At 67.6% G+C, this 22,938-nt stretch carries 24 protein-coding genes; 13 read left to right on the forward strand and 11 right to left on the reverse strand.

The features are described 5' to 3' along the window. Positions 1-68: 68 nt before the first annotated feature. Both D3877_RS09680 and D3877_RS09685 read left to right on the forward strand, forming a co-directional pair. On the forward strand, positions 69-1,391 hold the full coding sequence (locus D3877_RS09680) for an ActS/PrrB/RegB family redox-sensitive histidine kinase (RefSeq protein ID WP_119830390.1): 1,323 nt from the start codon (positions 69-71) through the stop codon (positions 1,389-1,391). A gap of 2 nt (positions 1,392-1,393) precedes the next feature. Then, entirely contained in the window at positions 1,394-1,990 is a 597-nt protein-coding gene (locus tag D3877_RS09685) for an ActR/PrrA/RegA family redox response regulator transcription factor (protein WP_476561130.1), read from the forward strand. Positions 1,991-2,061: 71 nt separating this feature from the next. Here the strand turns inward: D3877_RS09685 and D3877_RS09690 are convergent, their stop codons facing one another. Then, positions 2,062-2,265 (reverse strand): YgaP family membrane protein, encoded by a 204-nt coding sequence (locus D3877_RS09690; RefSeq protein ID WP_119830391.1) that lies wholly within the window; start codon positions 2,263-2,265, stop codon positions 2,062-2,064. Between the two features lie 172 nt (positions 2,266-2,437). Here D3877_RS09690 and D3877_RS30820 point away from each other — a divergent pair, with 172 nt between their 5' ends. Continuing rightward, positions 2,438-4,357: a matrixin family metalloprotease gene (locus D3877_RS30820; RefSeq protein ID WP_119830392.1), complete on the forward strand. Its 1,920-nt coding sequence runs from the start codon at positions 2,438-2,440 to the stop codon at positions 4,355-4,357. Here D3877_RS30820 and D3877_RS09700 read toward each other — a convergent pair. From D3877_RS09700 to D3877_RS09710, 3 genes are all read right to left on the reverse strand, one after another. Beyond that, positions 4,346-5,032, reverse strand: coding sequence for a Crp/Fnr family transcriptional regulator (locus D3877_RS09700; protein ID WP_119830393.1), 687 nt, complete (start codon positions 5,030-5,032; stop codon positions 4,346-4,348). The two genes, D3877_RS30820 and D3877_RS09700, sit on opposite strands and share 12 nt — an antisense overlap. 80 nt (positions 5,033-5,112) lie before the next feature. Further along, positions 5,113-5,631 carry an MAPEG family protein gene (locus tag D3877_RS09705; protein ID WP_119830394.1) on the reverse strand — a complete coding sequence of 173 codons (519 nt, stop codon included), beginning with the start codon at positions 5,629-5,631 and terminating at the stop codon, positions 5,113-5,115. A gap of 31 nt (positions 5,632-5,662) precedes the next feature. Continuing rightward, complete coding sequence (locus tag D3877_RS09710; protein WP_119830395.1) at positions 5,663-6,619, reverse strand: acetyl-CoA carboxylase carboxyltransferase subunit alpha; 957 nt, start codon at positions 6,617-6,619, stop codon at positions 5,663-5,665. Positions 6,620-6,777: 158 nt separating this feature from the next. Here D3877_RS09710 and D3877_RS09715 point away from each other — a divergent pair, with 158 nt between their 5' ends. Then, positions 6,778-7,518 (forward strand): class I SAM-dependent methyltransferase, encoded by a 741-nt coding sequence (locus D3877_RS09715; RefSeq protein ID WP_119830396.1) that lies wholly within the window; start codon positions 6,778-6,780, stop codon positions 7,516-7,518. 18 nt (positions 7,519-7,536) lie between these two features. Here D3877_RS09715 and aceB read toward each other — a convergent pair whose 3' ends face one another. The 4 genes from aceB to D3877_RS30530 form a co-directional block, all read right to left on the reverse strand. Then, positions 7,537-9,141 carry a malate synthase A gene (gene aceB / locus D3877_RS09720; protein ID WP_119830904.1) on the reverse strand — a complete coding sequence of 535 codons (1,605 nt, stop codon included), beginning with the start codon at positions 9,139-9,141 and terminating at the stop codon, positions 7,537-7,539. Positions 9,142-9,524: 383 nt separating this feature from the next. Then, positions 9,525-10,520: a site-specific tyrosine recombinase XerD gene (xerD, locus tag D3877_RS09725; protein WP_119830397.1), complete on the reverse strand. Its 996-nt coding sequence runs from the start codon at positions 10,518-10,520 to the stop codon at positions 9,525-9,527. A gap of 1 nt (position 10,521) precedes the next feature. Continuing rightward, complete coding sequence (locus D3877_RS09730; protein WP_119830398.1) at positions 10,522-12,420, reverse strand: hypothetical protein; 1,899 nt, start codon at positions 12,418-12,420, stop codon at positions 10,522-10,524. Then, entirely contained in the window at positions 12,401-12,730 is a 330-nt protein-coding gene (locus D3877_RS30530; protein WP_238474807.1) for a hypothetical protein, read from the reverse strand. The genes D3877_RS09730 and D3877_RS30530 overlap by 20 nt, the downstream gene beginning before the upstream one ends. A 122-nt stretch (positions 12,731-12,852) precedes the next feature. Here D3877_RS30530 and D3877_RS09740 point away from each other — a divergent pair, with 122 nt between their 5' ends. From D3877_RS09740 to D3877_RS09760, 5 genes are all read left to right on the forward strand, one after another. Beyond that, positions 12,853-13,500, forward strand: coding sequence for a shikimate kinase (locus tag D3877_RS09740; RefSeq protein WP_420796887.1), 648 nt, complete (start codon positions 12,853-12,855; stop codon positions 13,498-13,500). Positions 13,501-13,504: 4 nt separating this feature from the next. After that, positions 13,505-14,629, forward strand: a complete 1,125-nt coding sequence (gene aroB, locus D3877_RS09745) for a 3-dehydroquinate synthase (RefSeq protein ID WP_119830400.1) — start codon at positions 13,505-13,507, stop codon at positions 14,627-14,629. 143 nt (positions 14,630-14,772) lie between these two features. Then, positions 14,773-15,249, forward strand: coding sequence for an SRPBCC family protein (locus D3877_RS09750; protein WP_119830401.1), 477 nt, complete (start codon positions 14,773-14,775; stop codon positions 15,247-15,249). A gap of 191 nt (positions 15,250-15,440) precedes the next feature. Next, on the forward strand, positions 15,441-15,899 hold the full coding sequence (locus tag D3877_RS09755) for a CBS domain-containing protein (protein ID WP_119830402.1): 459 nt from the start codon (positions 15,441-15,443) through the stop codon (positions 15,897-15,899). Positions 15,900-16,029: 130 nt separating this feature from the next. After that, complete coding sequence (locus D3877_RS09760) at positions 16,030-16,629, forward strand: DUF2889 domain-containing protein (protein ID WP_119830403.1); 600 nt, start codon at positions 16,030-16,032, stop codon at positions 16,627-16,629. A 92-nt stretch (positions 16,630-16,721) separates the two neighbouring features. Here the strand turns inward: D3877_RS09760 and D3877_RS09765 are convergent, their stop codons facing one another. Together D3877_RS09765 and D3877_RS09770 are read right to left on the reverse strand one after the other, a co-directional pair. After that, on the reverse strand, positions 16,722-17,738 hold the full coding sequence (locus tag D3877_RS09765) for a fumarylacetoacetate hydrolase family protein (RefSeq protein ID WP_119830404.1): 1,017 nt from the start codon (positions 17,736-17,738) through the stop codon (positions 16,722-16,724). A 49-nt stretch (positions 17,739-17,787) separates the two neighbouring features. Continuing rightward, on the reverse strand, positions 17,788-18,912 hold the full coding sequence (locus tag D3877_RS09770; RefSeq protein WP_119830405.1) for a homogentisate 1,2-dioxygenase: 1,125 nt from the start codon (positions 18,910-18,912) through the stop codon (positions 17,788-17,790). 173 nt (positions 18,913-19,085) lie between these two features. Here D3877_RS09770 and D3877_RS09775 point away from each other — a divergent pair, with 173 nt between their 5' ends. Then, the gene (locus tag D3877_RS09775) at positions 19,086-19,610 is read left to right on the forward strand and encodes a MarR family winged helix-turn-helix transcriptional regulator (RefSeq protein WP_119830406.1); all 525 of its coding nucleotides are present in this window, start codon (positions 19,086-19,088) and stop codon (positions 19,608-19,610) included. Position 19,611: 1 nt separating this feature from the next. Here D3877_RS09775 and D3877_RS09780 read toward each other — a convergent pair whose 3' ends face one another. Next, positions 19,612-20,229 (reverse strand): transferase hexapeptide repeat family protein, encoded by a 618-nt coding sequence (locus D3877_RS09780; RefSeq protein ID WP_119830407.1) that lies wholly within the window; start codon positions 20,227-20,229, stop codon positions 19,612-19,614. A 208-nt stretch (positions 20,230-20,437) separates the two neighbouring features. Between D3877_RS09780 and D3877_RS09785 the strand changes: the two genes are divergently transcribed. From D3877_RS09785 to D3877_RS09795, 3 genes are all read left to right on the forward strand, one after another. Then, on the forward strand, positions 20,438-22,093 hold the full coding sequence (locus D3877_RS09785) for an FAD-dependent oxidoreductase (protein ID WP_119830408.1): 1,656 nt from the start codon (positions 20,438-20,440) through the stop codon (positions 22,091-22,093). A 34-nt stretch (positions 22,094-22,127) separates the two neighbouring features. Further along, entirely contained in the window at positions 22,128-22,325 is a 198-nt protein-coding gene (locus D3877_RS09790; protein ID WP_119830409.1) for a DUF2783 domain-containing protein, read from the forward strand. Between the two features lie 190 nt (positions 22,326-22,515). Beyond that, on the forward strand, positions 22,516-22,776 hold the full coding sequence (locus tag D3877_RS09795; protein WP_119830410.1) for a hypothetical protein: 261 nt from the start codon (positions 22,516-22,518) through the stop codon (positions 22,774-22,776). Positions 22,777-22,938: the final 162 nt, after the last annotated feature.

Consider the following 22,938-nt stretch of genomic DNA (forward strand, 5'->3'; position numbering starts at 1 on the left):
CAGAGCCGCGCGCGCAACCGAACAATGCCGAAACCGCGACTCACGCGGTCGATTGAGGAAACGCCCCTGTGACGACACTCGCCTCCACCTTGCCGGTCCCGCTGTCGGCGGCGCCGCACTGGTCCCACCCGGACGGGCGCATCACCCTGCGCACGCTGATCCTGATCCGCTGGGTCGCGATCCTCGGGCAGTTCGCCGCCGTGGGCTTTGTCCATGGCGTGCTGACCTTCCCGCTGCCGCTGGGTCCGGTGCTGGCGACCATCAGCGCGTCGGTTCTGTTGAATCTGGTCGCGATGGCCCAGCGCGGCGGGCGGCTGCGGCTGGCCGACCGCGACGCGGCGCTCTATCTCAGCTACGACATGCTGCAACTGTCGCTGCTGCTTTATCTGACCGGCGGCCTCAGCAACCCGTTCTGCATCCTGCTGCTGGCCCCGATGACGGTCGGCGCGGCGATCCTGTCGCGCTACAGCACGGTGCTGTTGACCGGGCTGAACCTGAATTGCCTGACCGCGCTGGCGCTGTGGCATTTCCCGCTGCCGTGGGAGGAGCCGATCCGTTCGATGGCCCCGCTCTACGCCTTTGGCGTGTGGCTGTCGCTGTCGGTGTCCGCCGTCTTCATCGCCGGTTACGTCTTCCGCGTCGCCGCCGAGGCGCGGCGCTTCGCCGACGCGCTGGCCGCCTCGCAAGTGGCGCTGGCGCGCGAACAGCGGCTGTCGTCGCTGGGCGCGCTGGCCGCCGCCGCCGCGCATGAGTTGGGTTCGCCGCTCGGCACCATCGCCGTGGTGGCGAAGGAGCTGGCGCGCGATCTGCCGCCTGACGGCCCCTATGGCGAGGACATCGACCTGCTGCAAAGCCAGGTGATGCGCTGCCGCGAAATCCTCGCCGATCTGGCCCGCAAGCCCGAGGCCGACGGCGGCGACCCGTTCGAGCGGCTGCCGCTGACCACGCTGATCGAGGCCGCCGCCGCGCCGCACCGGCTGGGCCATGTCGCCTTCACGGTCGAACCCCACCCGGTGGGCGAGGCCGAGGAGCCGGTGTTGCGCCGCAGCCCGGAGATCATCCACGGCATCGGCAACTTCATTCAGAACGCCCACCAATTCGCCCGCCGTCAAGTGACGGTGGCCGCCGCCTGGGACGGCAAGACCGTCACCGTCACCGTGATGGACGACGGCCCCGGCTTTCCCGCCCATCTGCTGGGCCGGATCGGCGAGCCGTATCTGTCGGTGCGCGGCGAACGGTCGGGGCAGTCCAGCCACATGGGGTTGGGCATCTTCATCGCCCAAACGCTGCTGGAAAAAACCGGCGCGACGGTGCGTTACGAAAACAACAAGGGCGGCGGCGCCCGAATTTCCGTAAGATGGAAAAAAACCAACATCAAGAAAGAGGACTAGCGGTGGACAACGCCAAGACAACCGACGACCTGCTGTCGGGGGAAACCGTCAAACTCACCTTCACCGGCGACGTGACCCGCAGCCTTTTGATCGTTGACGACGACGCGCCGTTTCGCTTGCGACTGGCGCGCGCCATGGAAAAGCGCGGCTTCAACGTGGTGGCCGTGGACAGCGTGCAGTTGGGGATCGAGGTGGCGCAGGAATCCGCCCCCGCCTTCGCCGTGGTCGATCTGCGGTTGGGCGACGGCAGCGGGTTGGACGTGGTCGCCGCCCTGCGCGACGCCCGGCCCGACGCCCGCATCGTCATGCTGACCGGCTATGGCAACATCGCCACGGCGGTGGCGGCGGTGAAGGCCGGGGCGGTCGATTACCTGCCCAAGCCCGCCGACGCCGACGCGGTGGAATCGGCGCTGCTGGCCGATGGCCGCACCCTGCCCCAGCCGCCCGACAACCCGATGTCGGCCGACCGCGTGCGGTGGGAGCACATCCAACGGGTGTTCGAGCAGTGCGAGCGCAACGTGTCGGAAACGGCCCGCCGCCTGAAGATGCACCGCCGCACCCTCCAGCGCATCCTGAACAAACACGCCCCGCGCGGCTGAGCGGGGTCGGAAACGCGACAGGCCCGCCCGATGACCGGGCGGGCCTGTTTGCGTGTCCGCACGCGAAACGGTCAGGCCGCGCGGTCTTCGACGCGGCAGGTCTTCACGCCCAAGATCGTGTAGGCGGGGCAGAATCCCAGAAAGGCCGTCAGCAACGGCACGATGCCGACCAGCCCCCACAGGGTTTGCGGACCGACGACGGTCAGCGAAATCAGCACAAGTCCAACGATGGCGCGCAACGCCCGGTCAACCGGGCCGATATTCCGGCAAAACATGATGGCACCTCTCTGGTGAAAAAAATCGCGGCGTCGCCCCCTGAACTACGCCGATCCTTATCCGCCGTCTGTGACGGAGTCACAGGCGGGGCTGGCCCAACGATCCAGACTTGTTTACCCCAGGTTGCCCATCTATCGTCTGCCGAGCGAAACGACTGGAACAAGACCGATCATGGCAACCCCACAGGGCAACGCGGTCGCCCGAAATCCCTCGCCTCAGATCGATGGAATCATCCAGGGCGGACGCTGGAGCGGCAACACGCTGACCTATTCCTTTTGGAACACGAACGGCGTTGTCTGGACCACCTTTGGCAAGAACGCGGTCCGTTCGGCCCTGTCGACCATTTCCGAGTCGGTCAACCTCCGCTTTCAGGAGGTCGCGCCCGGCGGAAGCGCGTACAACAACAGCTCCGACATGTCCTTCGGCATGATGGGATCCGGCGCGCGCTACAGCAACATCGCCGCGCTGGGTATGTTCCCCGATCCGGCTGCGATGGACCGCATGCTGGCCGAATCCACCTCCAACCGCGCCGAATACCCGACGGTGGAGGGCGACGTCTGGCTGAATCCGTATTCCAGCGTCTTCTCGACCGTCAACGCGCGTGAAGGGGGATCTGGGTACGAAATTTTGCTGCACGAGATTGGCCACGCTCTGGGATTGAAGCATCCGCACGATGACGGCGCCAATGGACGCCCGACCTACAACGCGCTGGGCGTTTCCGCCTACGACAACTCCCGTTACACGGTGATGAGCTACAACAGCGTCTCCACGTCCAAAAGTTGGGGCCATGCCGACACCCCATCTTATTACGACATTGCCGCCCTGCAATCGATCTACGGGGCCAACCCGACAGCCGCCGCCGGAAACAACGTCTATTCGATCGCCTTTTCCTCCGCTTCGCCGCAGGACACCATCTGGGACGTTGGTGGCGTTGATCGAATTGACGCGCAATCCCTGTCGGTCGGGGTCAACATCGACCTGCGCGATGGCGCGAAATCCTCCACCATCGTCAACCCCACCTTTTACGACAGCGTCGTCGTTGGGCCGGGCGTGGTGGTCGAAAACGCGACCGGCGGTTCCGGCAACGACCGCATCACCGGCAACGCCGTCGCCAACCAATTGGTCGGCGGCGCGGGCAACGACACGCTGACCGGGGACGCTGGCGACGACACGCTCGACGGCGGCGGCGGAACCGACCGGGCGGTGTTCGGGCAGGCCGCTTCGGCCTATCGCCTGTTGTCAACCGCCCAAGGAAGCGTCTTGGCCGGGCCGGACGGATCGGATTTGCTGATCGGAATCGAGACCCTGCAATTCGCCGACGGTTCCTCCGTCGCCCTGTCGTCGTGGAGCGCCGCAGCCTTCGACCCTTTACGCTATCTGGCCAGCAATCCCGATCTGATCGCCGCCTTCGGCGCGGACCTCAGCGCCGCCGAAAACCACTACACCCAACTCGGACGGATGGAGGGCCGCAGCGTCGCCGCCTTCGACGCGGCCAGCTATCTGGCGGCGAACCGCGACCTTCTGGCGGCGTTTCACGCCGACACGACGGCGGCCACCGTGCATTACGTGCAATCGGGGTGGGCGGAAAACCGTTCCCTCACCTTCGACTCGGCGGCCTATCTGGCGGCGAATCCCGACGTCGCCCGGGCGACTGGCGGCAACGCCGCGCAGGCCGTCGCCCATTACATAAATTATGGCTGGACCGAAGGGCGCCTGACCGCGCCCCGCACAGCCAGCAATGGCGCGCTCGGCCTTCCCGGTGGTGGCGCCAACAGCGCCTCGACCATGGAAACGCCCGCAGCCGACACGCTCCTGCCGTTCCAGGACGCTTTGGCAACCGAATGGGACGCTGCTTCGCCATCCGCGTTGTCGCCCGATCTTTTGAACGACGCGGACAGCAGCGGTCATTCGACTGCTTGCCTGTGCGCCCTGTGCCAGGGATTGCCGATTTCGTTGACCGACTGGACAACAGGCGATGTGACGACCAGCGGTCTGACCGGGTGGGTGATGGCGAGCGACCCTGCCCAAGCGCTGCTCAGCCCCGACGGTTCCGGCGATGTTCTGACCGCCGGTTTCTTTTCAGCCGGATAGGCCCATCGCCCCCTGATCGGCCAAACCGGCCAGCGCGGCGGCGTCCCGCAACTCGATCCGCCCGCGCGCCAAGGCGACCAGCCCGCGCCGCTCGAACTCCTTCAATTGGCGGCTGACCACCTCGCGCGCGGTGCCAAGCTCCACCGCCAAGACCTGATGGGTGGTCGTCAGGCCGCCGTCGGCGTCGCGGTGATCCAGCAGGAAGCGGGCGAGCCGCAAATCGATGCGGCCAAAGGCGACCTCCTCCACCAGCATCATCATGCCGGTCAGCCGCGTCCCGAAGGACGCGAAGACGAAATTGCGGAACACCGCCGACCGCGCGACCAGATCGTGAAACGGCCCGGCGGCCAGCGCCACCCCGTCCAGATCGCTTTCGGCCACCGCCTCGGCGCTGTAATCGGTCTGGCTCAGCAGGCAAGCGGTGGTGACGATGCAGGTTTCGCCGCGCGCCACCCGGTACAGCACGATCTCCCGCCCGGTTTCCGAGGTCATCTGCACCCGAACCGAGCCGTCCAACACCATCAGAAAGGTGTGGCAGCGGTCCCCCGCGCGAAACAGCACGGTGCCGCGCGGCACCGCCATCCGTTGACCCGACGCCGCCAACAGCGCCCGCCCGTCGGGTTCCAGCCCGCTCAGCGCCGGAAACACGCTCAGCCAGTCCGTCCGGTCGAGCATGCGGCTCCCCCCTTCGCCAAAACCATGTTTTCGTAAGGGAGACTATCGCCCGACCAACAGGCGACGTCCAGCCCGCCCCGTCACCCCAGGGCGTGGAACACGGCCCAGCCCAGCACGGTCAGGGTGGTGGACAGCGTCATCGCCATGCCGGGCGCGCGCCAGAAGGGGTGAACCAAATAGCCGCCCCAGAACAGCAGGCGGCCCAGCGCGAACAGGCCGACCGCCCGCGCCGCGCCCAAATCGGCGGACGGCGACAGCGCGACCAGCGCGGCCAAAGCGGGCAGGAAAATCAAGGTTTGCTCGACGCTGTTGCTCAACACGCGCTGGCTGACGCGCTGGAAGGGCGATTCGGCGTCGGTCAGCGGGTTGAAGGCCCGGCACAGGCCGCGCGCCAGGATGACCGCGCCGACCATGCCGAACAGAATCAGACTCGGCCACAGGGCCAAACCGGCCCACAGGACGAAACGGTCGGCGGACGTGGCGCTGTCCGGCGGCGGAACCCGCCCGGCCAGAACGACAAGGACGGCGAAGGTCAGCGCCGCCGACCCGCCATTCACCATGGCCGCCCGTTTCAACAAGATCGTGGAACGGTCGGCCATGATGGGAACCCTCTCGGTCAGCCCCTCTCGCTCAGCCCAGGCCCTTTTGGCCCATCTCCAGGAATTTTTCGCGGCGCTTGGCCCGCAGCGTCGCCGAATCCAGCCCGTCCATCTCGCGCAGGGACTGCTCGATGGCGTCGCCCAGCGCCTTGACCGTCCCGGCGGGGTCGCGTTGCGCGCCGCCGATGGGTTCCTGGATGATGCGGTCGATGACGCCCAATTCCTTCAGGTCATGGCTGATGAGACGCAGCGCGATCGCCGCCTCCCCCGCCATGTCGGGGCTGCGCCACAGGATCGACGCGCAGCCTTCCGGCGTAATCACCGAATAGATGGCGTGTTCCAGCATCAGCACGCGGTCGGCGGCGGCGATGGCGATGGCCCCGCCCGAACCGCCCTCGCCAATCACCGAGGCGACCATTGGCACGTTCAGCCGCAGGCAGCGGGCGATGCTCGACGCGATGGCCTCGGCCTGCCCGCGCTCTTCCGCCTGGACGCCGGGGAAGGCGCCCGCCGTGTCCACCAGCGAGAGGACCGGCAGCTTGAAGCGGTCGGCCAGATCCATCAGGCGCTGGGCCTTGCGGTAGCCTTCGGGCTTGGCCATGCCGAAATTGTGGCGGACCCGCGACTCGGTGTCGTGGCCCTTTTCCTGGCCGATGACGACGACCGACCGGCCCCGGAAACGCCCCAGCCCGCCGATGACCGCGCGGTCTTCGGCGAAAAAGCGGTCGCCCGCCAGCGGCGTGAAATCCTCGATCAGCCCCTGGACGTAATCCAGGCAATGCGGACGGTTGGGGTGGCGGGCCACCTGAACCTTTTGTCCGGGCGTGAGCTTGGCGTAGGTCTGCCGCAGGAGCTTGTCAACCTTGGTTTGCAGCTTGGCGACTTCGTCGGCGATGTTGATGTCGCCGGCGTTGGTCAGATGCCGCAATTCCTCGATCTTGCCTTCAAGCTCGGCGATCGGCTTTTCAAATTCCAGAAAGGTCTGCATGCCGGACACTGTGTTTTGGCGGGGCCAGGGTTTCGCACGGCGCGGTTTCGCAAGGCGCGGGCTTGGTTAGCACGCCACGAGCGCGCAAGCCACCGCATAACGACGCGGGCGCCGAAGAGGGTTCCGCGACGACCGCCCTTCCTTTATCGTGAACGCCCATGGGATTCCAGGATCATTTCTCGGCCCACGCGGTCGATTACCGGGCCTTCCGCCCAACCTACCCCGCCGCGTTGCCGGACTTTCTGGCCGCCGCCGCGCCCGCGCGCGGGCTGGCCTGGGACGTCGGCTGCGGCAACGGACAGCTCTCCACCGCGCTGGCCGACCGATTCGCGCGGGTTGTCGCCACCGACGCCAGCGCCGATCAAATCGCCAACGCCGCCCCCCGGCCCAACCTGCGCTACGCCGTCGCGCCCGCCGAAAAGAGCGGGCTGGCTGACGGATCCTGCGACCTCATCGTCGCCGCGCAGGCCGCCCACTGGTTCGATCTGGAGCGTTTTTACGCCGAGGTCCGGCGGGTCGCCAAACCCGGCGCCGCCGTGGCCCTGGTCAGCTATGGGCTGATGCTGGTCGATCCCATTCTCGATCCGGTGATTGAGCGTTTCCACAACGGGACGCTGGCCCCCTATTGGCCCGCCGACCGTTGGAAGGTGATCCGAGCCTACCGCGACCTGCCCTTTCCCTTCGCCGAACAGCCGGTCCCGCCGATGGCGATGCAAGCCGATTGGCCGCTGCCCCGCCTGCTGGACTACATGACCACCTGGAGCGGGGTGAAGGAAGCCACCAAAGCGTTGGGCGCTGCCCCGCTGGACGCCTTCGCCGCCGACATCGCCCCGCTGTGGGGCGATGGAACGCGGACAATCCGCTGGCCGTTGGGGCTGCGATTCGGGTTTGTGGTCTGAAAGGACCGCCCCCCGACGTTACGCCTCCGCCGCCATCAGCCGGTCATAGGCGGGCAAGGTCAGGAACTCGACGAAATCCGGGCGGGCGACCAGATCGCGGAACAGCGTGGCGGCGGCGGCGTATTGCCCGGCGTCGAAGGTGGCGGCGCCGACGCGCGTCTTCCAGGCCGCCAGTTCCTCGGCGATCACCAAATCCACCAGCTCCACCGTGACGGCCCGGCCATCGTCCAGCGCCGCGCCGTGATGGATCCATTGCCAAACCTGGCTTCGGCTGATTTCGGCGGTCGCCGCGTCTTCCATCAGGTTGAACAGCGGCACGCAGCCCGAGCCGCGCAACCACGCCTCGATGTAGCCGATACCGACGGCGACGTTGTTGCGCAGGCCCGCTTCGGTCTTCGCCCCTTGCGGCACGGTCAGCAGATCGGCGGCGGCGACGGTGAGATCCGCGCGTTTGCGGGCGATCTGGTTGGGAGTCGGCATGTAGGCGTCGAAGACCGCCATCGCCACCGGCACCAGACCCGGATGCGCCACCCAGGTTCCGTCATGGCCGTTCGACGCCTCGCGCTCCTTGTCGGCGCGGACGCGGGAGAAGGCGGTTTCGTTGGCGGCGGGGTCGTCCTTCACCGGGATGAAGGCGGCCATGCCGCCAATCGCGGGCGCGTTGCGGCGGTGGCAGGTCTTGACCGCCAATTGGCTGTAGGAGGACAGGAAATGCGTCGCCATCGTCACCTCCGCCCGGTCGGGCAGGACGGCGGCGGGGTCGTTGCGGAACTTCTTGATGAAGCTGAAGATGTAATCCCAACGCCCGCAATTCAGCCCGGCGGAATGGTCGCGCAGCTCATAAAGGATCTCGTCCATCTCGAAGGCGGCGAGGATGGTTTCGATCAGCACCGTGGCCTTGATGGTCCCGTGGGCGAGGCCGAGGAACTCCTCCGCCACCGTGAAGACCTCGCGCCACAGCCGCGCCTCGAAATGGCTTTCCAGCTTGGGCAGGTAGAGATACGGGCCGCTGCCGCGCGCCAGCAGTTCCTTGGCGTTGTGGAAGACGAACAGGCCAAAGTCGAACAGCGCGGCGGAGATCGGCTCGCCGTCCATCCACACATGGCGCTCGTCCAGGTGCCAGCCACGCGGGCGGATCTTCAGCACGGCGGGGCGGTCGGTCAGGCGGTATTTCTTGCCCGTGGCGGGATCGTCGTAGGAAATCACCCGCCGCACGGCGTCGCGGACGTTGATCTGCCCCTCGATCTGGTTGGCCCAAGTCGGACAGTTCGAGTCCTCGAAATCGGCCATGAACAGCTTCGCGCCGGAGTTCAGCGCGTTGATGACCATCTTGCGGTCCACCGGCCCGGTGATCTCCACCCGGCGGTCGAGCAGATCGGCGGGCAGCGGCGCGATGGTCCAATCCGCCTCGCGAATCGCGCGGGTTTCCGGCAGAAAATCCGGTTTCTGCCCCTGGTCGAGCAGCGCCTGACGCTTGACCCGGATGTCGAGCAGCCGCAGCCGTTCCGGCCCGAACCGCCCCTCCAGCTCCGCCAGGAAAGCCAACGCCTCGGGCGTCAAAACCGTCTCGTATCCGGGTTCCATCGGACCACGGATTTCAAGACCCGAGATGATGCTGGCCATGACGCTGCTCCCCATTCCTTATCGCGACGGACCGCTCTGCGACGGTTGAACACCTCCTATACCACGACGCGCGCCCAGGTTGGGGACGGCCTAACGTCGCAGTGCGGCGGGGTGGTTGAGGGCCGGATGGATGCGGTTCTGGGTAGGGGATGTTTTTTTGACACCGATGAACACAGATGGACACAGATGAATAAAATAAGATCGAGCGCAAACCTGCTCGACAGAAACAGCGCGTTGAAAAACTTAGATTAACGCTTGCATAAACATAATCTGGATCTTTATAGGCGGGCTCACTTCAATCAATTTGAGATTTTGCCAATAAATTAGGTTCATCCCCAAAATTCATCTGTGTTTATCTGTGTTCATCGGTGTCAAAAAAACCCTCACTCCGACGGCTCCACCATTTTCCGCCGGGCCAGCGGATGATGCTCCCGCATCACCGCCCGCAACCGTTCCGTCACGACATGCGTGTAAATCTGCGTCGTCGCGATGTCCGCGTGGCCCAGCATCTTCTGCACCGACCGCAGATCGGCGCCATGGTCCAGCAGATGGGTGGCGAAGGCGTGGCGCAGGACGTGCGGGCTGACCTTTTCCGGGTCGATGTTCGATTCGACCGCCAGTTCCTTCAGCAGTTGGGCGAAGCGCTGCCGGGTCAGATGGCCGTCGGTGGAGCTGCGCGACGGGAACAGGAAGGGGGTTTGCGCCGCCTCGCGCCCCGGCACGACGAAATGGCCGCGCAGAGGGAGGTAATCGGCCAGCGCCGCCACCGCCGGATCGGACAGCGGCACCATGCGCTCCTTGCCGCCCTTGCCGCGCACGACCAACCCGCGCCCGTCGCGCAGAATCGCCGTCATCGGCAGGCCGACCAGCTCCGACACGCGCAGCCCGGTGGCGTAGAGCACCTCCAGCAGCGCCACCAACCGCAGCCCCTCCGGCCCGCCGCGTGCTTCGGCGGTGGCGATCATGGCGTTGACCTCGGCCTCGGTCAGGATCTTGGGCAGCGAACGCCCCTGTTTGGGGCTGTCGAGGGCGGAGGCCGGATCGTCGGCCCGCAGCCCTTCCGACACCAGAAAGCGGTAAAACTGCCGCATCGCCGACAAACGCCGGGCGATGGTGCGGGGGGCGGGCGGTTCGGGCGCGTCGTCGCGGGTCTGAAAAGCCAGATAGCCGCGCAAATCCTCGGTGCCCGCCCGGTCCAACGGCGTGCCGATCTGGGCCAGCCAGCGACCCAGATCGGCCAGATCACGTTCGTAAGCCATCCGGGTGTTGGCCGCCGCGCCGCGTTCGGCGGTCAGCATGTCGAGAAAGGCGTCAATGTGGGGGGAAGCCGCCAGCGGACGGGGTTTGCACGGGCGTCCGCGACGTTTGGGCTGCGTCATCTCATGATCCTGTCGGGGTGGCCAAGGCCGCCATGGCTTCGCGGGCCAGGGCGCGGGCGTCCGGCTCCAGCCCCACCGCCCGCAGATTGGCGGCGACCCGCGCCACCAGCAGGGGCGACGCCCCGGCGGGACCGGCCTCGCCCAACAGCAGCAGCCCCACCGCCACCGTTTCGCCGATCCGTCCGCCGGTCGCCGCGTCGCCCAGCCGTTGCCACAGCGCCGGATCGGCGCCGCCCGCCACCCCGCCCGGCGGCCCGGCCCCGTCGGTCGCCGCCAGCCACGCCGAATCGGGAACCGCCACGCCAACGGCCTGGAGCAGCACCAGTTGACCGACCAGCCGCGTCCGCGCGGCGGCGTCCGCCCCGCGCAACGCCTCGTCCAGCCACGCCGCCACCCCCGCCGATTCAGCCCCGCGCGGCAGAATCCCGGAAACCGCCGCCAAGGGCCACAGCCACGCCACATCCGCCGTCCGCCCGCGCAGCGCCAAATCCAGCCAGCGCTTGGCCGCGTCCAACCGTCCAGCCGCGCAATAGAGCCGCACCGCCGCCGGGGCCAAGCCCGCCGCGTCGGCGGTCGGCAACACGGTGTCGAGCAGGCTCGCCGCCGCCCCGCCGACCGGCCCGGCGCGCCACAGCGGATCGACCAGATCGACGGCCAGCGCCGCCAGCCCAACCCTGCGCGTTCCCTCCATCGTTCCGGCCATCGCCTGTTGGACCAACGCGCGGCTGCGGGCGGAGCGGTCGCGGCTGGCGATCTCCTTCGCCCGCGACAGCTCGTCGCCGCGCACAGGAACCTGGGCGTACAGGTCGAGCAGTTGGCGGGAATCGAGGAACAGCGACGCCGCCGCCCGTTCCCCCGCCGACACCCGCGTCATCGGGTCGCTCGCCGGGTTGGTGGCGACCGCCGCCAGCAGGGCCGGATCGGTCAGCGACAACGCGTCCGGCGGAACCGGCAGGCGGGCGGCGCGCATCGAGGCCAACGCGATGGGGGTGGCGTCGAGCAGGCCGCGCGCGGGCGGCGGCCCACCGGCCAACGCCTCGGCCACCGGCAGGAAGGGATCGGCCCGCCCGGCGCGCTCGCGCAGCATCGCCAGCGCCAGATCGGCCCCGCCCCGGTCGCCCAAGCGCGCCCGGCAATAGAGATCCAGCTTGCGCCAATAGAGATCGTCGAAGCCCTGGCCGCGCGCCTGCGCCTTGGCGCATTCCATCGGGCCGACCAGAAGTTCGGCGTCGGTCAGGGCGCGGGCGGCGGCCTCGTCGGCGGCCAGCAGGCCGGGCAGCCGGTCGGCCAACTCCGACGCGGCGCGCGGATCGCCCAGCCGGGCCAGCGCCTCGACCCGCAAGGCGCCGAAACGGCGGGCGGCGGGCGCGGAAAGGGAAGATTCAGGCTGCGGTCCCGCTGGTTGAAGCCCGGCGGGGGCCAGCGCGGGCGACCCGGCGCTCAGCAACAGACGGCGTTGCAGGGCCTTGGCCGCTGGCGAGGGGGTGTTGACCGGCAGCGCGGCGATCAGCGGCAGCAGATCGGCTTGGGAAATCCCACGCCAGGGATCGCCGCCCAGCCCATCCGCGCCGCTCAACAGACCGGCGCCATCGGGATCGGGCGGCCCCAGCGCCTGAGTCGTCACCGGCGCGGGACGGGGAACCACCGGCACGACCGCCATCGAAGGCGGGTTGGGGGCAGAATTGGGAGGAGGCGCGGCCAGGACCGGCGCGGATGGAACGGGCGCGGCGACGCTGGGCGCGGGATTCGACTCGGACAGGGACGCGGGCGGCGTCAGACGAATCGGCGGGCCGACGACCTGCGCCGCAGCCCCGGACGCGACGCCGGACAGCGCGAGGGCAAGCGCCAGCGCCCGCCGGGCGACGCCCGACCGGGACGGCTCAGCGCGGGAACCGCACATCCGGCAAGACCTTCTCCACCGCCTTCGACGGAGCCGGCATGTCCCAGGACGCCAGGAAAATCATGCCGCCGCAGAAAATCAGCAGCAGCAAAACGACAAGAACGGAGACGAACCGGCTCATGGCACCAAGGGACGTGTTGTGGCGGGGATCCGACAGGGCGAACGACGCTATCACGCCTGCGACCGCGTGGCTTGGGACAAGAAACGGTCGTTCTGCCAAGCAGGCCGCGCCCCGTCCGGCCAGCGTCGGCCCGAAGGCCACCGTTCGCACAGCGCGCGCAGTGTAGCCGCAGGACGCGCCGCCGCGCAACAGACGGAACCGTGAAGAATGCGCGCGCCAAGCGTCGCGCCCCGCGTTCCGGGATGGCGCCCGGGGGGTTATGCTTGGTATGACGGTGGATCGTCACGGTTTGGTGATATGGGTAAGGCAAAATGGGACTGCGCAAGGCGATGACCGATCCGCTTCCGACACTGACGGAGGCCATGACGCCGCGTCTTCCCCGCACGGTGGTGCTGGTCGGGTTGATGGGCGCTGGGAAAAGCGCCATCGGTCGCCGATTGGCCGCGCGCCTGAACCTGCCCTTCCGCGACGCCGACATCGAAATCGAAGCGGCGGCGGGCTGCACCATCGCCGAAATCTTCGCCCGCGACGGCGAGCCGGTGTTCCGCGCGGTGGAGCGCAAAATCATCACCCGCCTGCTGACCGAAGAGCCGCCGCACATTCTGGCGACCGGCGGCGGCGCCTTCATGGACGCCGACACCCGCGCCACCGTCCACAGCCACGGCGTTTCGGTGTGGCTGCGCGCCGAGTTGGACGTTCTGATCGCCCGCACCGCCAAGCGCACCAACCGCCCGCTGCTCAACCAGGGCAACCCGCGCGATGTGCTGAGCCGCCTGATGGCGCTGCGTTACCCGACCTACGCCGAAGCCGACCTGACCGTCGTCAGCGACGAGCGCCCGCCCGACACCACGGTGGAGCTGGTGATCGAGGCGCTGGAGCGGCATTTCGGCATTCCCCTGCCCCACCGCGCCGGGCACGCCGCCCACCCCGCCACCAGCAAACCCGCCGGGACACCCTAAGACCATGACCGCTTCGCTCGACACCGTCCGCCTCGACCTCGGCGCCCGCAGCTATGACATTCTGGTTGGCGACGGCGTGCTGTCCGACGCGGGCGAGCGCATCGCCGCCGTCACCAAGGGCCGCGCGCCCATCGTCGTCACCGACGCCAACGTCGCGCCGCTGCATCTGGACAGCCTGAACGCCGCGATGATCGAGGCCGGAATCGCCCCCTCCCCCGCCATCATCCTGCCCGCTGGGGAGAAGACGAAGGATTTCGGCCATTTCCAGACGTTGCTGGACGACATTCTCGGGCGCGGGATCGAACGCTCCACCGTCCTGCTGGCGCTGGGCGGCGGGGTGATCGGCGACATCACCGGCTTCGCCGCCGCGTCGGCCCTGCGCGGCATCGACTTCATCCAGGTTCCGACCACCCTGCTGTCGCAGGTGGACAGCTCGGTCGGCGGCAAGACCGGCATCAACAGCCGCCACGGCAAAAATCTGATCGGCGCCTTCCACCAGCCCCGGCTGGTCATCGCCGACACCGCCACGCTCGACACCCTGCCCAAGCGCGAGGTGCTGGCCGGTTACGCCGAGGTGGTCAAATACGGCCTGATCCGCCTGCCCGATTTCTTCACCTGGCTGGAAGGCAACGGTCAGCGCGTGGTGGACGGCGACAGCGCCGCCCGCCGCCACGCCGTCACCACCAGTTGCCGGGCCAAGGCCGACATCGTCGGCGTGGACGAACGGGAAAGCGGCGACCGCGCCCTGCTCAACCTTGGCCACACCTTCGGCCACGCGCTGGAGGCGGCGACCGGCTTCGGCCAAACCCTGCTGCACGGCGAAGGGGTGTCCATCGGCATGGCGCTGGCCTTCGACCTGTCGGTTGCGCTCGGCCTGTGCCCGGCTGAGGACGCGCGGCGCGCCCGCGCCCATCTGGCCTCGGTCGGGCTGCCGGTGCGCCCGACCGACATTCCCGGCGTCGCCTGGAACGTCGATGAGTTGATCCGGTCGATGGCCAAGGACAAGAAGGTGTCGGATGGCCGCATCACCTTCATCCTCGCCAACGGCATCGGCCAAGCCTTCACCCGCCGCGACGTTGACGCCGACGCCGTGCGCGCCGTGCTGAGCGAATCGGTGACGGCGGCGTAAAGCCCGCCACCGGAATCCCTCACACCCACGGATCATCCGCCTATCGTCTCATTGCGCGGCGGGCGAACGCCTTCCCATACTCCCCCCGACGACGCGCGCGACACGGCGCGCGGTCGCGCACCGCATCGGGGGAGAACACGCGCATGAAGACCTATCTGGCCGCCGCCGCTCTGGCTCTGCTCGCGCAACCGGCCTTGGCCCTGGACGTGAAGGAATCCACGCGGATCGCCGCGCCCATCGACCAGGTTTGGGCGCAGATCGGCGATTTTTGCGGCATCGCCGCCTGGCACCCGGCGGTCGAAGGCTGCACGCTGCGCCAGCGCGACGGCGCGCAAGAGCGTGACATCGCCCTGAAGGGCGGCGGCTCCATCGTCGAACGCCGCCAAGCCGTCTCCGCCGCCAAGCATTGGCTGCGTTACAGCATCGTCAGCGGGCCGTTGCCGGTGGAAAACTACGTCTCCACCCTGCGCCTGACCGCCGTGGACGCCAAAACCACCCGAATCGTCTGGTCGTCCCGCTTCAAGGCCAAAGGCGCGCCCGATGCCGAGGCGAAAACCGTCATCGCCGGAATCTACACCGCCGGGTTTGATGGATTGCGCAAGACCCTGAGCGGAAAATGATCCCGCGCGCCGAAAGAATCTGAATCCTTGGCGAGCGGTCCTGAGAACTCGGCGGAATGGAATAGCCTATGAACAATTCGATTGATTGACTGCGACGGCGACAAACTGTCAAGCTCAACGCTTCGCAACGCATGAGTCGCGTTGAAGAGCATCGTTTGTCCACAAAATCCACCGCCGAGGGAGAGGGACACATGCCGACCCGCAAGTTGATGCCGGACGTCATCAAAAATCAGGAATTGTCGTGCCTGCCGCCGACCGCGACCGCGCGCGAAGCCGCCCTGCTGATGGCCGAACGCCGCATCGCCGCCGTTTTGGTGACGGAGGGGCGAACCCTGAAGGGGATCGTCACCGAACGCGACATGACCGTGCGGGTGGTGGCCGCCGGTCTGGATCCGGCGACGACGCCCCTGTCCACCGTGATGACCGCCGATCCCGACACCCTGCCGCCCTCCTCCCCGGCGATCGCCGCGATGGAGCTGATGGAACGGCACAATTACCGCCATCTGCCCGTCGCGGTCGATGGCGAGGCCGTTGGCATGGTGTCGATTCGCGACCTGTTCGCCGTGGTCCGCGCCCATCTGGAGGAGGAAATCCGCGACCGCGAGGCCTTCATGTTCGGGTCGGGCTATTCGGCGGAGGGATCCGCGTAAACGTCCTGCCATTGACGCAAAGGTAACGCTGCATTGCGGCGGGGTTGGCTTGACCAATGGGCCAACCCCGCCGATAGTTCGTAATGTCACAGGACATTCCGTCGCCAGACATGACGAACCGAGAGCACCGATGCCCCTCTCCACCCCCGCCGCGCGCGCGCCGATCCACACCCGCAAGGTGACGTGCGAGGGCTTCCGCCGAACGGACGGGATGTGGGACATCGAAGGCCACATCACCGACGTCAAAAGCTACCCTTTCCACACCGAAGAGCGCGGTCCCATGGAGCCGGGCGACCCGATCCACCAGATGTGGATGCGCTTGACCGTGGACGACCAGTTGACCGTTCACGCGGTGGAAGCGGTGACGGAACACAGCCCCTACCGCGCCTGCCCGTCGATCACCCCGCGCTTTCAGGCGCTGGTCGGTTTGCGCATCGGTCCGGGCTGGACCCGCGCGGTCAAGGATCGGCTGGGCGGCGCGCAGGGCTGCACCCATCTGGTCGAGCTTCTGGGGCCGATGGCGACCACCGCCTTTCAAACCGTCTTCCCCATCCTGACCCGCGAAAAGGCCGACAAGGCGAAGGCCGAAGGGCGCAACGTCCAGGACCGCAAGGAACGCCCGGTTCTGCTCAACATGTGCCACATCTTTTCCAGCGATGGCGAGGTCGTGCGCAAGCATTGGCCCGACCATTACACCGGCGACCGCGCGGCGGACGAAGCGGCGGAGTAAACCTCATCTTTGCGCGCCCCAAAAAAGAAACCCCCGTCCGAAGCGGACAGGGGTTTGGGGAGTTCAAAACACCACCAGCGCGACAAACGCCCTTACGGGCCGTCGTAGCGGACGACCTCCTGGTCGATGGCGCCGAAGACGCTGGCGCCGGATTCGTCGAACAGCTCGATGCGCACGCGGTCGCCAAAGCGCAGGAACGGGGTTTTCGGCGCGCCCGACGCGATGGTTTCGATGGTGCGCAGTTCAGCCAGACAGGAATAACCGACGCCGCCCTCCGACACCGGCTTGCCGGGGCCGCCGTCCAGCTTGTTGGACACGGTGCCGGAGCCGACGACGCTGCCCGCCGCCAGATGGCGGGTTTTGGCGGCGTGGGCCACCAGGGTCGGGAAGTCGAAGGTCATGTCCACGCCCGCGTCGGGCGTGCCGAACAGATCGCCGTTCAGCCGCGACACCAGCGGGCGGTGCAGCTTGGCCCCATCCCAGGCCGCGCCCAGCTCGTCCGGCGTCACCGCGACGGGGGAGAAGCTCGACGCCGGTTTGGACTGGAAAAAGCCGAAGCCCTTGCCCAGCTCCGCCGGGATCAGGTTGCGCAACGACACGTCGTTGACCAGCATCAGCAGCTTGATATGGCCGCGCGCGGCGTCCGCCGACACGCCCATCGGCACGTCGTCGGTGACGACGGCGATTTCCGCCTCGAAATCGACGCCCCAGGCTTCCGTCGCCGCCGGGATCGGGTCGGTCGGGGCGAGGAAGCCGTCCGAACAGCCCTGATACATCAGCGGGTCGGTCCAGAAGCTGGGCGGCATCTCCGCCCCGCGCGCCTTGCGGACCAACTCCACATGGTTGACGTAGGCCGAACCGTCGGCCCACTGATAGGCGCGCGGCAGCGGCGAGGCCGCCTGCGCCGGGTCGAAGGGAACCCCCGCCGCCGGATCGGCGTTCAGCGCGGCGTAGACCGCCTCCAGCTTCGGGGCCAGCGCCGCCCAATCGTCCAGCGCCGCTTGCAGCGTCCGGGCGATGGCGGGAACCTCCTGCGCGCGGGACAGGTCGCGCGCCACCACCACCAGGGTTCCGTCGCGCCCGCCCGCCTTCAAACTCGCCAGCTTCATCGTTGTCTCTTCCCTCGTGATCTTTGCGACCGCAACGCCTGTGCGGCCCTTATTTCGTCTTCCAACTGTCGGCGTAGCCGGACCATTCGGTGTCTTCCATCGCGGCGTAGACGTCCAGCGGGTCGCGGGTGTCGATCATCACGGCGACCTCGTCGGTTTCCTTGCGGTCGTATTTCTGCGCCGTCTCGTAGGCCTTCGGGTGCGGCCCGTGCGGGAAGCCCGAGGGGTGGTACGTCACCATGCCGGGGTGGATGTTGTCGCGCGAGAAGAACTGACCCTGGTGGTAGAACAGGACCTCGTCGTAATCCTCGTTGGAATGGTAATAGGGCAGCTTCAGCGCCTCCGGGTCCGATTCGATGGGGCGCGGCACGAAGGTGCAGACAATGAAACGGTTGGCCACCCAGGTGCTGTGCGCCGAGGGCGGCAGGTGGTAGCGGTGGCTCATCAACGGGCGGATGTCGCGCCAGTTCAGCCGCACCGGGGCCAGATCGCCGTGCCAGCCCACCGCGTCCAGCGGGTTGAACGGGTAGGTCATCGAACAGACCTGCCCGCGCTTGCGCACGCGGATCAGGGTTTCGCGCTCGTTCTTCTGGCTTTGGAACGCGTCGTCGAGCAGCGGAACGTCCAGCATGGCCGGGTCGAAGATGGCATGGGCGCCAACGATGCCCTTGGCGGGCAGCCGGTAGGCGTCGTTCGTCGCCTCCACCATCAGCACGGTCGCCCCGCCCTCGCTCTCCAGCCGCCAGGCCGTGTTGCGCGGCAGGACCACGTAATCGCCCTCCACCGCCTCCAAATGGCCGTAGTCGCAAAAGATGTGGCCGCCGCCCTGGTGGAAGAACAGCAGATCGTCGCCGTCGGCGTTGCGGACCAGATGCTCCATCTTGCCCTTGAACCGCCACAGCCGGACCTGCGTCGCGGCGTTGCCCATCAGGCTGGGGGCCGACAGCGGGCAATCCAGCGGCTGGTCGGCCTTGTTCAGATCAAAGGCGCGCGGGCGCAGCGGCCCATCGAAGCTGGTCCAGCCGGTGGGCGGGTGGGCGTGGTGGAATTGGGTGGCGGGACCAAAGAACCCCTCGCGCCCCACCTCCCGCTCATAGGTTCCGGCGGGAAGCCGGACATGAGCCTGACGGGTCGCGGTGCCTTCGACCTTCGGGAACGAGATCCAGTTCTTCAATGCGTCCTCCCACGGGGATCGGTGGCGGGCTTTTCCGCCCGGTTGTCGTAGGTTCTCAAGATAGTTTCGTTTGAAACTGTTGCAAGCACAAAATTCCGGGTCAGGATGGATTTTCAGCGCTGCAACGTTCCGGCAGCCGGTTCGCCTCTCCTCTTTGCTCAAGAAGCCCGCCCATGCCGCCCGTCCGTCGCCCCCGCTCCGCCAAAGCCGCCCCGGCCTCGTTGCACCTGACGCGCTTCCTGCCCTATCGGCTGTCGGTGCTGGCCAACACGGTCAGCCACACGGTGGCCAAGCTCTATGAAACGCGGTTCGGCATCACCATCCCGGAATGGCGGATCATCGCCGTGCTGGGTGGCGGCGAAACGCTGAGCGCCGGGGAAATCGCCCAGCGCACGGCGATGGACAAGGTCCAGGTCAGCCGCGCCATCAGCCGGATGCTGGACTCCGCCCTGATCCTGCGCGAATCGGGCGACGCCGACCGCCGCAAGGCCCTGCTGACCCTGACGCCCAAGGCGCTGACCATCTACGCGGAAATCGTGCCGATGGCGCTGGCCTATGAAGCCGATCTGACCACAGCCCTGTCGGACGAAGAACGCGCGACGCTCGACCAACTGCTGACCCGCTTGCAGGCCCGCGCCGACGGGTTGGCGGCGGCCCCCGCCCGCGACGACGCTGGGGACGAGGACGGCGGCGCCTGATTCAGCCGCCCTTGGTCCGGTGCAGCGGCTGCACCGTTCCGGCGTCCACGCGGGGACGGTTCGGCTCTTCGGCGGTCAGCGCCTCGCAGGCGACCATGGTGGCGAGCGAGCGTTCCGACAGCCGCTGATACTCGCGGGTCCCTTCCGCCTTCCAGGCGATTTCCTGCGCGCTCAGCTCCCGCATCACTTTGGCGGGCAGACCGGCGGCCAGCGCGCGCGGCGGCACGATGAAGCCCGCCTTGACGAAGGCCATGGCGGCGACGATGGCCTGTTCGCCGATCACCGCGCCGTCCATCACCACCACATTCATGCCGACCAGCGCGCCGCGCTTGACCACGCAGCCGTGCAGCACCGCGCCATGTCCGACATGGCCGTCCACCTCGATGATCGCGTCGTGGCCGGGAAAGGCGTGCATGGTGCAATTGTCCTGCACGTTGCTGCCCGCCTCCAGAATGATGCGCCCGAAATCGCCGCGCAGGCTGGCGCAAGGGCCGACGTAGCAGTTCGGCCCGATCACCACGTCGCCGATCAGCACCGCCGAGGGGTGGACGAAGGCGGTCGGGTCGATCACGGGAACGACGCCGTCAATCGCGTAAACGGCAGGGCGCGGCAGGCTCATCGGAACATCCTCGTCGGTCGCACGGGGCGTGGGCCGGGCCACGCTACACCGCCGCCGTGCTGTACGCGATACTGATTTTTCGTCATCATGAGAATGTCTGTATCGCGTGACGATCACGAGAACATCGACGCTTGATTGGTATCAAATGAAACTGTATCGTTCGCAACAATAACAATCCGCCCAAAGCCATCCCCAGGGGGAAACATCCATGCATGCGGCCTACAGCTATCCGAAATTTCCCTTCCAGCCGTCGGTGGAGCAGCGCACCGGCGCGCGGCCCCGTCATCCGGTGGTCGTCATCGGGGCCGGGCCGGTCGGTCTGACCGCCGCCATCGATCTGGCGCAAAAGGGCGTGCCGGTGGTGGTGATCGACGCCGAGGACACGGTCAGCGTCGGCAGCCGCGCCGTCTGCTACGCCAAGCGCGCGTTGGAGGTGTGGGACCGGCTGGGGGCCGGGCAACGGATGATCGACAAGGGCGTGGTGTGGAAGATCGGCAAGGTCTTCAACGGCGACGGTCTGGTCTATCAATTCGACCTGCTGCCGGAGCCGGACCACAAGATCCCGGCCTTCATCAACCTTCAGCAATATTACCTGGAGGATTATCTGGTCGCCGAGGCTCAGAAACAGGATCTCATCGACCTGCGTTGGCTGTCGCGCGTCCTGTCGGTGAAGCAAGAGGACGACCACGCCGTCTTGCAGGTGGAAACCCCCGACGGCGTCTACGCGCTGGAAGCCGATTGGGTGATCGCCTGCGACGGGGCGAAATCCTCGGTGCGCAAGATGTTGGGGCTGGAGTTCCAGGGGGAAGTGTTCAAGGACCGCTTCCTGATCGCCGACGTCGTCATGACGGCCGATTTCCCCGCCGAACGCTGGTTCTGGTTCGACCCGCCGTTTCACCGCAAGCAATCGGCCCTGCTGCACATGCAGCCCGACAATGTTTGGCGCATCGACTTCCAACTGGGGTGGGACGCCGACCCGGAGGAGGAAAAGAAGCCCGAGCGCGTCATCCCCCGCCTGAAGGCGATGCTGGGCGACGACACCCAGTTCGAGCTGGAATGGGTGTCGGTCTACACCTTCCAATGCCGCCGCCTGGACAATTTCCGGGCGGGCCGGGTGTTCTTCGCCGGCGATTCGGCGCACCAGGTGTCGCCGTTCGGCGCGCGCGGGGCCAACAGCGGCGTGCCCGACGCCGACAATCTGGCCTGGAAGCTGTCGCTGGTCATTGACGAGCTGGCCCCGGAAAGCCTGCTCGACAGCTATTCCGACGAGCGGGTGGCGGCGGCGAAGGAGAACATCCTCAACTCCACCCGCTCCACCGACTTCATCACCCCAAAAAGCGCGATGAGCCGCATGTTCCGCGACGCCGTGCTGGAATTGGCCGAGGAGTTCCCCTTCGCCCGCTCCCTGGTCAATTCCGGGCGTCTGTCCACCCCGACCACCTACCTCGACAGCCCGCTCAACACGCCCGACCGTGACGTTTTCGGCGGCAAGATGGTTCCGGGCGCCCCCGCCACCGACGCGCCGGTGGAACGCGACGGCCAAGCCGGTTGGCTGATGGACGCGCTGGATGGGCGCTTCGTCGTCCTCTACGCCGCCGGGGCGGAGCCGGTTCCGGCGGCGGTCGCCGCCGCGCTGGACGATCTGGCCCGTGGGCCGCTGCCGCTGGTCTGGCGCGCCGTCACCGACCGCCGCAGCGGACACGCCAACGATCTGGTGGACAGCGCCGGACGGATTCGCGAGCGCTACGACCTGACGCCCGGCTGCGTCTATCTGATCCGCCCGGACCAGCACGTCGCCGCCCGCTGGCGCGCCTTCGACGCCGCCGCCCTGTCCGCCGCGCTGAACCGCGCCGTCGGCCGCTGAAGCCCCCTTGTCTGTTTTCAGGAGTTCCGCCCCCATGGCCTCGCTTGTCACCGACACCCGATTCGCCGCCCCCGACGACGTCTATCAGGCCCTGATCGACAGCCACCGCGACCTGACGCCCGACCAAAGCGCCATGCTGAACGCCAAGCTGATCCTGCTGTTGGCCAACCACATCGGCGACGCCGAGGTGGTGGCGCAAGCCCTGGCCATCGCCCGCAAAGGCGTCATGTAAAAGCGCCGCAAGGGGCTTGTTCCCCGCCGGGAAAGGGTTCTACAACAAGGGGGAGGCTGATTGTCGCGGAAGCCCGGCGCCCCAAGCGCGCCTGACGCCCGCCGCGACATCGGCCACCCCCATCGGCCCTGTGCGCCGGTCCTGTCCGATGGGGCGACGAACAACGACCGGAGATAAGGACGCCCCCGCGATGTCGACCCAACACAAGCAAGCCATGGAGGCGGTTCTCCAAGCCGCCGCGCACGACATCGTCGCCACCCTGCAAGAGCGGGAGGTCACGGATCGCCACAGCGAAGAGGCCGACCTCGCCGTTCTTGACGTCGCGATTCTGCACGCCTACCGCGTCTTCATGCGCATCTGCGAAGAAAACGGCATGGAGGTGGACGCGGGCTATTTCGCCGACCTCGCCGCCGACCTCGCCGACGAGGTGGCGCAAGACGAAGAGGAATGATCGGGGCGGACGCTTGATCGCCCGCTCGCGCCTGCCCCCTCCCTCCCACGCTGACGCGCGGGTCCCTCCCTCCCCCGCTGCGCGGGAGAGGGCGTTTGCCACTTCGCCGCCTGTCCCCTCTCCCGCGACAGCGGGGGAGGGTTAGGGAGGGGGCAAAGCCGC

This window comes from Azospirillum cavernae (genome assembly GCF_003590795.1).
Taxonomy (GTDB): Bacteria; Pseudomonadota; Alphaproteobacteria; order Azospirillales; family Azospirillaceae; genus Azospirillum; species Azospirillum cavernae.